This window comes from Mycobacterium sp. pR1184, from assembly GCF_041287235.1.
In the GTDB taxonomy this organism is placed as follows: Bacteria; Actinomycetota; Actinomycetes; order Mycobacteriales; family Mycobacteriaceae; genus Mycobacterium.
Window position 1 is genome coordinate 38341 of record NZ_JBGGKR010000006.1, and the last position, 13317, is coordinate 51657.

At 63.0% G+C, this 13317-nt stretch carries 11 protein-coding genes; 8 read left to right on the forward strand and 3 right to left on the reverse strand.

What is annotated here, in order from left to right:
- The first annotated feature begins 149 nt into the window (after nt 1-149).
- The 7 genes from acsA to ACAG21_RS12245 all read left to right on the forward strand — a co-directional run bounded on the left by acsA (nt 150) and on the right by ACAG21_RS12245 (nt 6970).
- The gene (gene acsA, locus ACAG21_RS12215; protein WP_370496369.1) at nt 150-1955 is read left to right on the forward strand and encodes an acetate--CoA ligase; all 1806 of its coding nucleotides are present in this window, start codon (nt 150-152) and stop codon (nt 1953-1955) included.
- A complete protein-coding gene (pdhA, locus tag ACAG21_RS12220) occupies nt 1952-2923 on the forward strand; it encodes a pyruvate dehydrogenase (acetyl-transferring) E1 component subunit alpha (RefSeq protein WP_370496371.1) in 972 nt (323 codons plus the stop codon). Before acsA ends, pdhA begins: the two co-directional genes overlap by 4 nt.
- Nucleotides 2920-3897, forward strand: coding sequence for an alpha-ketoacid dehydrogenase subunit beta (locus tag ACAG21_RS12225; RefSeq protein WP_370496372.1), 978 nt, complete (start codon nt 2920-2922; stop codon nt 3895-3897). Before pdhA ends, ACAG21_RS12225 begins: the two co-directional genes overlap by 4 nt.
- The gene (locus tag ACAG21_RS12230; protein ID WP_370496373.1) at nt 3894-5102 is read left to right on the forward strand and encodes a dihydrolipoamide acetyltransferase family protein; all 1209 of its coding nucleotides are present in this window, start codon (nt 3894-3896) and stop codon (nt 5100-5102) included. The genes ACAG21_RS12225 and ACAG21_RS12230 overlap by 4 nt, the downstream gene beginning before the upstream one ends.
- A gap of 6 nt (nt 5103-5108) precedes the next feature.
- The gene (locus ACAG21_RS12235) at nt 5109-5369 is read left to right on the forward strand and encodes an acyl carrier protein (RefSeq protein ID WP_370496374.1); all 261 of its coding nucleotides are present in this window, start codon (nt 5109-5111) and stop codon (nt 5367-5369) included.
- An 88-nt stretch (nt 5370-5457) separates the two neighbouring features.
- Entirely contained in the window at nt 5458-6435 is a 978-nt protein-coding gene (locus ACAG21_RS12240; RefSeq protein ID WP_370496375.1) for an NAD(P)H nitroreductase, read from the forward strand.
- A 91-nt stretch (nt 6436-6526) separates the two neighbouring features.
- Nucleotides 6527-6970, forward strand: a complete 444-nt coding sequence (locus ACAG21_RS12245; protein WP_370496376.1) for a pyridoxamine 5'-phosphate oxidase family protein — start codon at nt 6527-6529, stop codon at nt 6968-6970.
- Between the two features lie 20 nt (nt 6971-6990).
- On the opposite strand, the gene ACAG21_RS12250 is transcribed toward ACAG21_RS12245, so the two are convergent.
- Genes ACAG21_RS12250 through ACAG21_RS12260 form a run of 3 tightly spaced genes read right to left on the reverse strand, consistent with a single transcriptional unit; the run spans nt 6991 to nt 10438 of the window.
- Nucleotides 6991-8385 (reverse strand): bifunctional lysylphosphatidylglycerol flippase/synthetase MprF, encoded by a 1395-nt coding sequence (locus tag ACAG21_RS12250; RefSeq protein WP_370496377.1) that lies wholly within the window; start codon nt 8383-8385, stop codon nt 6991-6993.
- Between the two features lie 45 nt (nt 8386-8430).
- Nucleotides 8431-9225, reverse strand: a complete 795-nt coding sequence (locus ACAG21_RS12255; protein ID WP_370496378.1) for a universal stress protein — start codon at nt 9223-9225, stop codon at nt 8431-8433.
- 31 nt (nt 9226-9256) lie between these two features.
- Nucleotides 9257-10438 (reverse strand): site-2 protease family protein, encoded by a 1182-nt coding sequence (locus ACAG21_RS12260; protein ID WP_370496379.1) that lies wholly within the window; start codon nt 10436-10438, stop codon nt 9257-9259.
- A gap of 217 nt (nt 10439-10655) precedes the next feature.
- On the opposite strand from ACAG21_RS12260, the gene mgtA reads away from it, so the two are divergent.
- Nucleotides 10656-13313 carry a magnesium-translocating P-type ATPase gene (gene mgtA, locus ACAG21_RS12265; protein WP_370496380.1) on the forward strand — a complete coding sequence of 886 codons (2658 nt, stop codon included), beginning with the start codon at nt 10656-10658 and terminating at the stop codon, nt 13311-13313.
- The last annotated feature ends 4 nt before the right edge of the window (nt 13314-13317 follow it).

Sequence of the window (13317 nt, forward strand, 5' to 3'; positions counted from 1 at the left end):
TTCGGGAGATAGGTGGCACGCGCTCGCTCGTCGAAACCCGCCGTTCGACGCGACGACAAAAGCGCGTATTGACTGGTGACCTTCGTCTCTATTGCGGGATGGACGCGCGGAAAACGATGAAAACGCCCCACCAACCGAAAGAGGCGGTCATGACCGCGGATGTCATTCGTAAAACGCCCCGCGACCACCTTGTCGAGCCGAACTTGTCGGACTACGAGCAGGCACGCGCAAAATTCCGCTGGGCCGACGTTCCCAACCTGTGCGACGGAATGGGGCCGGGCGGCTGCAACATCGCTTATGCCGCCGTCGACCGGCACGCGTCGGGCCCGGCCGCCAAACGCACGGCCCTGCGCTTCATCACCGACAAGGGCTGGGACGGTGCGATCGCCACGCGAGATCTCAGCTACGCAGAACTCGACGGCCTTGCCAAACGCTTCTCGGGGGTGTTGCGGGCGCTCGGTATCAACAAAGGCAATCGGGTGTTCACCATTATGGGACGCGTCCCCGAGCTCTACATCACGATGCTTGGTGCGCTGCGTAACGGTAGCGTCGTTTCGCCGCTGTTTTCAGCGTTTGGCCCCGAACCGATCGCCACCAGAGTCAACATCGGACAAGCCGAGGTGTTGGTTACCACCAAGGCTATTTATCAGCGCAAGATCGCCAAGATTCGCGAAAGTATGCCCTCCGTCCGGCACATCCTGGTAGTCGACGACGACGGCGCCGGCGGCCAAATACCCGGGACGCTCAACTTCTGGGACTGGATGCATGCCGCCAACGAATCGACGCCGATCGAACCGACGACCGCCGAAGATCCTGCGCTGCTGCACTTCACCAGCGGCACCACCGGAACACCCAAGGGCGCCATGCATGTGCACGGGGCCGTCGCGATGCACTACATCACCGGCCTTTACGCGCTGGACCTCCATCCCGACGACATCTATTGGTGCACTGCAGATCCCGGTTGGGTCACGGGGACGTCCTACGGAATTATCAGTCCACTGCTACACGGCGTCACCTCCGTCGTCGACGAAGCGGAATTCGACGCGCAGCGCTGGTACGCAATCCTGCAGGATCAGGGGGTCTCGGTGTGGTACACGGCACCGACGGCAATAAGGATGCTGATCAAGGCCGGCCCGGAGATGCCTGCGCAATACCAATTTCCGCGGCTGAGATTCATCGCCAGCGTGGGTGAGCCGCTTAACCCCGAAGCGGTCTGGTGGGGAAAACGGGTGCTGGGCTTGCCGATTCACGACAACTGGTGGCAGACCGAGACGGGCGGCATCATGATCGCCAACACCCCCGCATTCGACATCAAGCCCGGTTCGATGGGCCGGCCCCTGCCGGGTGTGGACGCATACATAGTGCGCCACAACGACGATGGGACGACTTCGCTCGTCGATAAGCCAGGTGTGGAGGGGGAACTCGCGCTCAAACCGGGATGGCCGTCGATGTTCCGCGGCTATCTGCACGCCGAGGACCGCTACCGAAAGTCCTTTGCGGACGGTCTCTACCTGACGGGAGATCTCGCCAAAAAGGACGCCGACGGCTATTTCTGGTTCGTCGGACGCAAAGACGACGTAATCAAGTCCGCTGGCCATCTCATCGGTCCGTTCGAGGTTGAAAGCGCGCTCACCGACCATCCGGCGGTAGCCGAAGCCGCTGTCATCGGAAAACCCGACCCGACCGTGGGTGAAATCGTGAAAGCCTTCGTCACTCTGAAGAATGGTGTAGTCGGTGACGAAGACTTGCGCCTGGAATTGCTCGGCCACGCGCGCAAGCGGCTCGGGGCCGCGGTGGCGCCCAAAGAGATCGAATTCGCAGACGCGCTGCCGCACACCAGCAGCGGCAAGATCATGCGTCGTCTGCTCAAGGCTCGCGAACTTGGCCTGCCCGAAGGCGATACCTCGACCATCGAGCGTCAAGCTGACCGCCACGCCGAGGGAGTGCCGTCATGACCGATACCAAGCTGGCCCATGAACTCTTGTCGGACATGATTCGCGTGCGCCGGATGGAAGAGAAGTGCGCGGAACTTTACAGCGCGGCCAAAATTCGTGGATTCCTGCATCTCTATGTCGGTGAAGAGGCCGTCGCCGCCGGATCGCTACGCGCACTGGCCGACGATGACGCGGTCGTCGCGACCTACCGCGAGCATGCCCACGCACTGCTGCGTGGCATCCCGATGACCTCGATCATGGCCGAGATGTTCGGCAAGCAAGAGGGCTGCTCACGCGGACGCGGCGGGTCGATGCACCTTTTCGATGCGTCCAAGCGGTTCTACGGCGGTAACGCAATCGTCGCCGGTGGTTTACCACTCGCGGTCGGCATCGCTCTCGCCGACGCCATGTTGCAGCAAAAGCGGGTAACCGCATGCTATTTCGGCGACGGCGCGGTAGCCGAGGGTGCGTTTCACGAGTCGCTCAACATGGCCGCCCTATGGAACCTGCCGGTGTTGTTCTGTTGCGAGAACAATCTTTACGCCATGGGAACCGCCTTGGATCGCGCACAATCGCAGACCGACCTCACCGTCAAGGCGGCGTCGTACCGGGTGCCCACACTGGCCGTCGACGGCATGGATGTCCAGGCGTGCCACGCGGCCGCCCAGCAGGGTGTCGATCACGTCCGCGACACCGGCGGGCCGTTCTTCATCGAGTTCCGCACCTATCGCTTCCGCGCGCATTCGATGTTCGATCCAGAACTGTATCGGGACAAGACCGAGGTTGCGCAGTGGCGCGAACGTGACCCGATCCGGTCGTTTACCGAGCAATGCAGGCGCGGTGGCGCGCTGACCGACGCCGACATACAGGAGATCGAAGATGCCGCCCTGGCCGAGATCGAGGCTGCGGTGGCATTCGCCGAAGCCGGAACGTGGGAGGACGTGGCGGATCTGGGCCGCGACGTGCTGACTGTGGAGTCGCCGCGATGAAGACCAGCTACCGAACCGCTGTGCACGACGCCCTTCGCGATGCGCTGCGCGACGATCCGCGGGTGGTGGTGATGGGCGAAGACGTCGGACGCTACGGAGGAACCTACGCTGCCTCCAAAGGTCTACTGGAAGAATTCGGTCCCGACCGAGTGCGCGACACACCGCTTTCGGAATTGGGGTTCGTCGGTATCGGAATCGGCGCGGCGATCAACGGCTTACGCCCAATCGTCGAAGTCATGACGGTGAACTTCAGCCTGTTGGCACTCGACCAGATCGTCAACACCGCTGCGGCCCTTCGCCACATGTCCGGCGGGCAATTCTCGGTACCGTTGGTCGTCCGAATGGCGACGGGTGCCGGACGTCAGCTCGCGGCCCAGCACTCGCACAGCCTCGAACCGTGGTATGCCCACATCCCCGGCATCAAGGTGCTGGCTCCGGCCACCGTCGACGATGCCTACGGCATGCTCGCCCCCGCCCTGGCGGACCCAGATCCGGTGGTGATCTTCGAACACGTCCAGCTTTACAACACCTCAACCGATATCGATGCTCTTGCCGCCACGGACATCTCGCGGGCGGCCATCCGTCGCAAGGGCACCGACGTCACGTTGATCGCCTACGGCGGGTGCCTTTCCAAGGCGCTCGATGCCGCAAACGAATTGTCACTAGCCGGAATCGAGTGTGAAGTCATCGATTTGCGGGTTTTGCGACCGCTCGACGGTGACACATTTCTCGAATCCGTGCGCAAGACACATCGGGCGGTCGTGATCGACGAAGCCTGGCGCAGTGGCAGTCTGGCGGCCGAGATCACGGCACGGATCATGGAAGAAGCGTTCTACGATCTCGACGCCCCGGTTACTCGCGTGTGCAGCGCCGAGGTTCCCGTGCCGTACGCGAAGCACCTCGAGCAGGCCGCCTTGCCCCAGCCGGAAAAAATCGTCGCGGCCGTGCATAGCCTGTTCGGCGACCGGCAATGATCGAGTTCAAAATGCCGGCCCTGGGAGCCGACATGGACGAGGGCACGCTGGACGAATGGCTGGTCAAGCCCGGCGACAAGGTAACCCGAGGTCAGATCGTGGCGGTCGTCGACACCACCAAAGCCGCCGTCGAAATCGAATGTTGGCAGGAAGGCACGGTTAACGAGTTGCTCGTCCCGGTCGGCGAAACCGTAGAAGTGGGAACGGTATTGGCGACTCTGCTGGAACGTGATGAGGCCGTGGTGAAGGCGTCGCCGCGCCGGCGGCGGCATACGACGAAAGCAGCGGCCAAACCGGCGGCGCGTGCCGACACGGCGACCGCGGTGATCACTGCGCCGTCCGTCCTGCAACGACGTCGTTGGGTGTCACCCGCGGCCCGACGGCTGGCCCAAACTCTCAACGTTGATCTCGACACGGTAACCGGCACCGGTCCGCAGGGTGCGGTCACCATCGGCGACGTCGAGCACGCAGCTGCGCCGAAAGAGCCGGTGCAACCGACAATCAAGCCGACATCCAAGCCCACAGCCGCCGACCGTGCCGCACAGATGCGAAAGTCGATCGCGGCCGCCATGAGCCGTGCGAAGCGCGAGATTCCGCACTACTACCTCGCCGACGAAATGCTGTTGGACAGCTCGATGACCTGGCTGACGACGCGAAATGCGCAGCGTTCGATCGATGAACGCGTACTGCCGGCCGCGTTGCTGCTCAAGGCGGTTGGCGTTGCCGCGCAGCGATTCGGCGAGTTCAACGGGTTCTGGCGCGACGGCGGATTCCAGCCCGCGACCGGGGTTCATGTCGGCGTCGGAATCTCGCTGCGCGGCGGCGGTCTCGTCGCGCCGGCGATTCATGATGTTGCGGACAAGAAGCTTGACGAATTGATGCATGACCTCGCCGACCTCGTGGCACGGGCGCGCTCCTTCTCGCTGCGAAGCTCAGAGATGTCCGACCCGACCATCACCGTCACCAACCTGGGCGACAAGGGCGTCGATACGGTCTTCGGCGTGATCTACCCACCCCAGGTGGCGATCGTCGGTTTCGGCCGGCCGACTCAACGAGTAGCTGTCATCGACGGCGGCATCCGGGTCGTCAGCGCGGTCCAAGCGACGCTGGCAGCAGACCATCGCGCCAGTGACGGTCACCGAGGAGCGTTGTTCCTCAGCGCAATCAATGACCTGCTGCAGCAGCCTGACCTTCTGGAGAAGTGATGAGCCATGACTAACGAGGACACCCGCGGCACGATCCTGGCGGTGCTGACCACGATCGCTCCGGAAATCGACACGGACGAGCTTCGCGACGACGTCCTACTCCGGGATCAGGTCGATCTCGATTCCATGGACTGGCTGAACTTTCTGCGCGGCATCCATCACCGGTTACGGGTGGATATCCCCGAATCCGACTATGCATCGCTGCGGACCCTGTCCGACGTGGTCAGGTACGTGGAAAAGAACCAGCAGAGCAGTCCGACGGCCTAGTACCGCAGGGACATACGACCCTAGGCGTTAGGCCCGACGACACCCTAGCGTCGGTGTCGAGTCACAACATGGACGAGGGGTTGACGTCATGCATCCGACGCTGGATACCCAGGTACTGAAAAGAGCGGTGCGATTGGCGTGCCGGGCTCCGTCGGTGCATAACAGCCAGCCTTGGCGATGGGTGGCGGAAGGCGGTGCGCTGCACCTATTCATCGATCGTCACCGCACAGTCCCCGGCACGGACAGCTTCGATCGCGACGCGATCATCAGTTGCGGTGCGGTCCTCGATCACCTTCGTATCGCCATGCTGGCGGCCGGCTGGCAACCCGACATCAAGCGCTTCCCCGACAAAACCGATCCCGATGAGCTCGCATCGATCAAATTCACCCTCGCCGCACACGTCACCCGCGCTCAGCGTGAGCGCGCACTGGCGATTTTGCAGCGCAGAGCCGACCGCCTTCCACTACGACAGCCGGCCTATTGGGATTTCTTCGAACGCGCACTATACGACGTCGTCGGTGACAGCGGAGTGGACCTGTATGTGCTCGGCGATGACTCGCGACCACGGTTGGCTGAAGCGGCGAAACTCACCGAAGACATCCGTAACGGCGACTGGCTCTATCTCGCCGAATTAGATTGGTGGACAACGCCTTATGCGGTCGATGAGGGCATCCCTCCCAGCGCGCTCGCATCCGACAAAGAACACCTCCGCGTAGACATCGGGCGGGAATTCCCCGTCAGGATCCATACCGATCGACGCCCGGAGGTCGAGGCCGACTGGTCGAAAATTCTCGTCCTCTCCACCGCTGGGGACACTCGAGCGGACTGGTTGAGGTCCGGCGAAGTGTTGTCGACCATATTGCTCGAATGCACCATGGCCGGCATGGCGACCTGCCCGCTGACCCATCTCATCGAGCTCGACGAAAGCCGCGATATCGTTCGCGACCTGATCGACCAGTCGGGCGAGCCCCAGGTTCTGATCAGAGTCGGGATAGCACCGCTGATGGATCGTGCGGCGGCCCCGACGCCGCGGCGCCCACTACACGACGTCTTGCGCGTTCGCTAGGCGCGCTACCGGAGGTTGACCAACTTTGGTCCCAACGGGGCAGGACCTTCGGCAGGCGAGATCGACGGTTTTCGTCAATAAGGTCGTCCCCATGACGAATCAAACCCAAACCGATGACGGCGCCATCGTCTTGCCTGTGCATGAGTGTTGGGATCTGCTCTCAAGTGCCACGCTGGGTCGGCTGGTCACGAGCGTGGACGGCCGGCCGCAGATCTTTCCGGTCAACTATGCCGTCCAGCGGCGAACGATCCTGTTTCGCACCGCGCCCGGCACGAAGTTGGTCAGCGCCGCGATAAACAACGAGGTGGTGTTCGAGGTCGACGACCATAACGTCGCCGGGGGCTGGAGTGTGATCGTGCGCGGCACCGCGCGCTCTCTTCGCAGCGACGAGGAGATCGCGGATGCGCAGCGTGCTCAGGTATTGCCGTGGACGACTTCCGAGAAGTCGCACTATGTACGGGTGATTCCGGAGATGGTGACGGGCCGGCGTTTCCAATTCGGCTCGCCGCCAATGGAACAGTCCATTCACATCTGACCGAGCTCGCGGGACTGCTGCTAGCGTCGCGGCACGCCGGTTCGAATCGGCCGCGCGTGGTGTGGCCGCGGTGTGAACTCCAGCGACAGCAGTACCAGCAGCGCCGCGGGGATGTGGCCGGCACGCAGCAGGACGTAGCGACGCTTGCCCAGCGAGTGGTACTTGCGGAGATACCGATATAAGGACTCGAGCCGGATAAATGGGTCCAGCAGATGAATCAACCGATACGCGAGCCGCTGCATCCCGCCGGGGTGGGCGGCCTGGAAGATTTCCGGAAACGCTGCGAAAGCCAGCGAAAGCCTCTCTGCGTTCTGGCTTTTCGCCATGGCAATCATGTCGACGGTGAGCCGCTCGTCTACCCCGTTGGGAGCGTCCGGTCGACGGTAGGGCACATCGAGACTCACTTCCGTTCCGTGCCCGGCGGTCGCATATCGGTGAAACGCCACCACCCGACCGTCGCGATCCCGAGCGATCGCCAACTTGATCCCCGGGAATCGGCCCTGCAAGGCTGCGTCCAGAGTCATACAGAACCCGCGCTCGGTACCGGCCGCGTGGTGCGCGGCGTACAGGACCTCGGTCAGTTCGCCGACCAGCTGGCCGCAAATCTCCTGCTCGTCAACGATTTCGGTGGTGATACCGCAATTGTGGGTGCGCTGTACACCTTGGCGCAGGTTGCGAAAGCGTCTGCCCTTCAGGGTGAAGTGACGAACGTCAACGACGACATCGCGTCCGATCGGGACCTCGAGCTTCAGCCGCCCACCCGTCTTGGTACGCCATAGTTTCAAATATCTTTCGCCACAGGCTAATACAAGGATGCGCCAACCCCGACTGCGGCACATGGGGGTGAAATCGTCAACCAACGCCTGGAATTGGGTCTCGTCCCCGATCGGGTCGCCGCTGACTACGGCGAACCCAAGCCGGGTGCGATAGGCGATAGCCGCGGTTTTGTCGACGTTGAAGAAATAGCTCTTGCTCGAGCGCATGGCGAATGGCGCCAAGGGATCCCCATGCGTGACCTGGACGAGAGCCCACACCTGTGGCAGTAGCTCGGGCTGAGGTCGCGTCGCCGTGGGCCACATCAGCGCGAGTCCACTGGCACCCAACGCAATGTTGCCCAGGGCACCGTATGACAAGAAGTGCACACCAAGCCCTAAACACACGCTCACGGCCGCGGCCATCGCATGCCTACTCGTCACCGGGCGGCCGAGAAAGACCCCTCGCGCAATCAATGCCACCGCGGCAAGTAGCGCGAGCGACCAACCGAATCGGCCGGGGGCAACCGGGCGGTAACCGAATTGGTCACTGACGACCAGCGCCGCCGTCCACGCTACGACACCCAACATCGTCAACCCGCAAACGACGCGGCCCATCCGAACATCGCTTTTGACCAGCACCCGCCCCCCGGCGTTCACCATTGCGGCTTCACCACTTCGGTGCTTGATCTTCACCGGCGGGCCCACTTATTCGCGAACCACGAGAACTGAACATTCGGCGTGGTGGAACAGCGGATGCCCGGAGGGACCCACCAGATGCGCCAGCGCAGCGGCCTCCGCGGCGCCGATCACGGCGAGTTGCACTCGCTCCTCGTTGACGCGCAGGAAGCTGGCGATGGCGTACTTGGTGGTAATTGGGTACACGCGCACCTCGGGATGACGGCGCTGCCAATCCTGCACTCGCCGTTCGAAAGCGCCGTCGGCTTGCTCGCTGAGGTCTTCGGGCCGACCACCGAGGACCAACATGGGCGCCTCGCGCAATTTCGCCTCCCACGCAGCGTATTCGACGACGCGGTCGTTGCCGGGCGCATCGGTCATCCGCACGACGATCCAGTTGATGTCGGGCGGCGGTTGGTCCGGATCCGTCCGCACCACCGCAACGGAGCAGTGGGCCTTCTCGGCGAGTTCGGTTGCCGTGGAGCCTAACAGGGCGCGGGCGTAGCGCCCGATGCCTGTCGAGCCGACGCAGATCAACTCGGCATCGCGTGACGCCTCCACCATGACCGATCCAGCCGGGCCGCGCGGAATGTCGGTTTCGATTTTGACGGGCTTCTGGCTTGCCTCGACCGCGGATTGCGCCTTCCAAAGCGATTTTTCGGCATGCTCGAGATCGCGGGCGTAGTCCTCCGGCGATGAGTGCGTCTGCTTGATGACCGAGATCAGCCGCAGCGGGACACCGCGCCCAACGGCCTCATCGACACCCCAAATCGCGGCGGCGATCGCGGCCGATGAACCGTCGATACCCACGACGATAGGTTTCATGGTCCGTACTCCTTCCGTGATCATCACCGGCTCACCCGGCACCGGAATAGCTGCCCACATCGTGATGATCGGCGACTCCGTCCGACGTGGGCCGGGCTAGCTGATAGACCTCGATAAGGCGTGCCACATCGCTGGGCGTGACGATGCCGACGACCGTGCCCGCGTTTACGACCAGAGCGCGACTGCGAGGACCAGCAGGCGCCATCCGACGCAACAAATCTTGAAGCGGCTCTTGCGGAGCGGCGGTGGGCACACTTTGCAACGGCAGGGCGATCTCGCCAACGTTCGTGGTGGTGCGCCGATGGGGCGCGAGTTCGCGTAACTGCCGCAACGTGACCAAGCCGGTGATCGATCCGTCCGGGGCCGCAACCGGGTACGCCGAGTGCCGATCGCCGAGTACATAACGCTGGATGAAATCCTCGACCGTTATCCATCCGGGAGCGGTATGCGGCTGCGGGGTCATCGCGTCGGCAACACGCACGCCCGCGAAGATCTGCTGACTGGTCGCCTGCGCTTCTTCCTCGCGGGCGCCGACGAAGATGAACCAGCCGATGAACGCCAACCAGACACCACCGATCAGGCCGCCAGCGAGAAACTCAGCCAGCCCCAACACAATCAGGATGATCGCGACCACTCGTCCGGCACGCGCCGCGCCGATCGCCGCGCGCACACTGTCGCCGTGGCGATGCCATAAGTAGGCGCGCACCAGCCGCCCGCCGTCCAGAGGGGCACCCGGCAGCAGATTGAACAGCGCGAGCAACAAGTTGATACTGGCCAGCCACCCGGCGACGCTGCCGACGATGGTCGGGGCGTGCAAGGCCGAAAGCGCAACCGCTATCCCTGCGAACACCGCCGACAGGACCAGGCTGGTGGCCGGGCCCGCCAATGCGATACGAAAGGCGGCCTTTGGACTTTTCGCCTCTCCTTGCAAACTCGTCACACCACCGAAAAGCCATAGTGTGACGTCGTCGACGGGTACCCCGGAGCGACGGGCCAACACTGCATGGGCGAGTTCGTGGGCCAACAGCGATGCCAGCAGTACCACCGCGCCGCACGCTCCGGCCAACCAGTAAGCCGGCCGCGAATATCCTGCGACGGTGTGGGGCAATGTGGTTGCCAGGCTCCACGTGAACAGCCACAGGATCACCATCACGCTCCAGTGAACCCGCACCGGAAAACCCGCAAATCGTCCCAACGGGATTGCCTCAGACACCGTGGAAACCTCCGAAAGCGTGTGTGTCGCATGAGTTGAAGGTCGGCCAGCTGACCTCCGGACTTCATCCGATCGTCTTCCCCTGCATTTGAAAAGGGCCTGAAGTCCCATGCGTATGAACTAGGGACTTAATGCCCTAGCACCTAGTGACTTTCAGCGAGGGGTAACCGGCCTTCCGGCGCTACAGCGACACCGGTGCAGCGGCCATCGTGGACGCATGGGCACCTGTCACACCGCGGGGAGAACCAGTGGGTCGACCCTCGACGATGATGCCCCTAGGCTCGCTACCCGATCGCTGCAGGACGTCGCGAGCGCACCGCTCACCGACGTGATGCGCTCGCTGCATACCTCTCAAGAGGGGCTCTCCTCACTCGAGGCGGAATCCAGGCTGGCATCAATCGGACCGAATTCGGTTCGGACCCATCGGGTTAGCGCTCTAGCAGTGCTCGGCCGCCAGTTGAACAATGCGGTGTTGGTGCTCTTGGCGGTTACCGCGATACTGTCCTTCTTCCTCGGCGACGGAACACAGGCCATCATCATCGGCATCATTTTGCTCATCAGCGTTGGCCTGTCGTTTTTCAACGAATACCGGGCAGAACGGGCAGCGGCCGCTCTGCACGAGCGGGTCCGTCATACGGCCGTGGTTCGCCGCGACGGCCAGTTCGGCCGTGTCGACGTCACCGCTCTGGTCCCCGGGGACGTCATCCGTCTCCAACTCGGTGAATTGGTGCCCGCCGACGTGCGACTGATCACGGTGAACGGATTGGAATGCAACGAAAGCATCCTCACCGGCGAATCGGCGCCGTCGGAGAAGTCGGCGGAGCCGGCCGCACCGGATGCAAACATCACCGACGCATCCAGTTTGGCGTTCATGGGCACCGTGGTCAGTGCGGGTGAGGCGACCGGCGTGATCTTCGCGACCGGTGCCGCCGCCGAATTCGGTCGCATCGCAGTCGGTTTGGGCTCGCGCCAACCGGAGACCGACTTTCAGCAGGGACTGCGACGCTTCTCCTATCTGCTTCTGAAAGTCGCGTTGACACTTACCGTCATCATCATCGTCAGCAATCTGCTACTGCGACGGCCACTCATCGATGCGGCGCTGTTCGGATTGGCCATCGCGGTCGGCATCACGCCCCAATTGCTTCCCGCTGTCGTCAGCACGAGCTTGGCCTCGGGTTCACGACGGCTGGCCCGCCTGAAGGTCCTGGTGAAGCGCCTCGTGTGTATCGAGGACCTCGGCGACATCGACATCTTGATTACGGACAAAACCGGCACGTTGACCGACGGCCGACTCGACTTGATCGACGCCGTCGATGTCTTCGGCACCCACGCAGACTCGGTGTTGAATTCCGGATTGCTCGCCACCGATGTCGACCCGTCGACAGGCGGGGTAAGCGCGAACGACCTCGACGCGGCCCTGTGGCGCGGTCGGCCCGCCATCGCCGCGGTCACCCGCCTGGCGACGTTGCCCTTCGATCACACCCGACGGGCCACCTCGGCGCTCGTCGATGGCCACGGCGGTAGGCGCATCGTGGTCAAAGGCGCACCCGAACAGGTCATGGCACGCTGCGACGACGTCCCCGAAGCCGCGCAACGGACCTTGACACGGTTGTTTGCCGACGGGCGTCGAGTCGTGGCGATAGCCAGTAAACCAGCGCCGGGTCAGGAGACGTTGTGCGCAGCCGACGAGGCTGCTCTGACACTCGAGGGCTTTCTGGTCTTCGCGGACAACCCGAAAGCCGACGTGCATGATTCGTTGTCACGACTCAAGGCGTTGGGAATCGAGGTCAAAGTAGCCACCGGCGACAATGCCAGCGTCGCCGAAAAGGTTTGCAACGACATCGGATTGCCGTCCAAAGGCACCATCACCGGCGCCGAGTTGCAGCAGCTCAGTGACGCAGAACTCACCGTCGTAGCGCGCAACCACACGATCTTCGCTCGCATCTCACCGGAGCAAAAAGCCCGCGTCATCTCGTCGCTGCGGAATTCCCAGCGATCGGTCGGTTTTCTCGGGGACGGAGTGAACGATGCCCTGGCCCTTCATTCGGCCGACGTCGGGATCTCGGTCGACACGGCCACCGATGTCGCCAAGGACGCCGCCGACGTGGTTCTCCTGGAGAAGGACCTCGGCGTGTTGGCCGACGGTGTCGCCGAGGGCCGGCGTATCTTCGCTAACACGATCAAATACGTATTGATGGGCACTTCAAGTAATTTCGGCAACATGTTCAGTGCGGCCGCGGCATCGGCCGTCCTTTCGTTCCTGCCGATGCTGCCAAGTCAAATCTTGCTCAATAATCTGCTCTACGACACCTCTCAGCTCGCGATTCCCACCGACCGGGTGGACGAAGAGCAGCTACACGCACCCGCGCACTGGAACATCGCGTTCATACGACGGTTCATGCTGTCGTTCGGGCCGATCAGTTCGTTGTTCGACTTCCTCACGTTCGGCCTCATGCTCGGCGTCTTGAATGCGGGACCGATCGAGTTTCGCACCGGCTGGTTCGTGGAATCCCTTGCCACCCAAACGCTCATCATCTTCGCGATTCGCACCAGGCGGGTGCCGTTCCTGCGCAGCAGACCGGGCGGACTGCTCACCGCCGCCACTTTGTCGATAGTTGCGCTCGGCGTGATCCTGACGGTGTCGCCGCTCGCCGCCAACCTTGGATTTCGGGCGCTACCGTGGCAGTTCTTCGCCGCCTTGCTAGGACTCACCCTCACCTACATGGTGTTGGTGGAGATCACCAAGAAATGGTTCTATTCGAGTCCGATGCACATCGGGGATCGACTGTTGCGGACCCGGGGAACGGCCCACCGCATTCACCGGCGAGCGGCCCGCTTCAGTCATTCGGGGCCACTACCATCGCCGGCCGCCTAAACGG

Coding starts and splice junctions, on each gene's coding strand:
- acsA (WP_370496369.1), top strand. CDS start 150: ATGACCGCGGATGTCATTCGTAAAACGCCCCGCGACCACCTTGTCGAG.
- pdhA (WP_370496371.1), top strand. CDS start 1,952: ATGACCGATACCAAGCTGGCCCATGAACTCTTGTCGGACATGATTCGC.
- ACAG21_RS12225 (WP_370496372.1), top strand. CDS start 2,920: ATGAAGACCAGCTACCGAACCGCTGTGCACGACGCCCTTCGCGATGCG.
- ACAG21_RS12230 (WP_370496373.1), top strand. CDS start 3,894: ATGATCGAGTTCAAAATGCCGGCCCTGGGAGCCGACATGGACGAGGGC.
- ACAG21_RS12235 (WP_370496374.1), top strand. CDS start 5,109: ATGACTAACGAGGACACCCGCGGCACGATCCTGGCGGTGCTGACCACG.
- ACAG21_RS12240 (WP_370496375.1), top strand. CDS start 5,458: ATGCATCCGACGCTGGATACCCAGGTACTGAAAAGAGCGGTGCGATTG.
- ACAG21_RS12245 (WP_370496376.1), top strand. CDS start 6,527: ATGACGAATCAAACCCAAACCGATGACGGCGCCATCGTCTTGCCTGTG.
- ACAG21_RS12250 (WP_370496377.1), bottom strand. CDS start 8,385: ATGGTGAACGCCGGGGGGCGGGTGCTGGTCAAAAGCGATGTTCGGATG.
- ACAG21_RS12255 (WP_370496378.1), bottom strand. CDS start 9,225: ATGAAACCTATCGTCGTGGGTATCGACGGTTCATCGGCCGCGATCGCC.
- mgtA (WP_370496380.1), top strand. CDS start 10,656: ATGGGCACCTGTCACACCGCGGGGAGAACCAGTGGGTCGACCCTCGAC.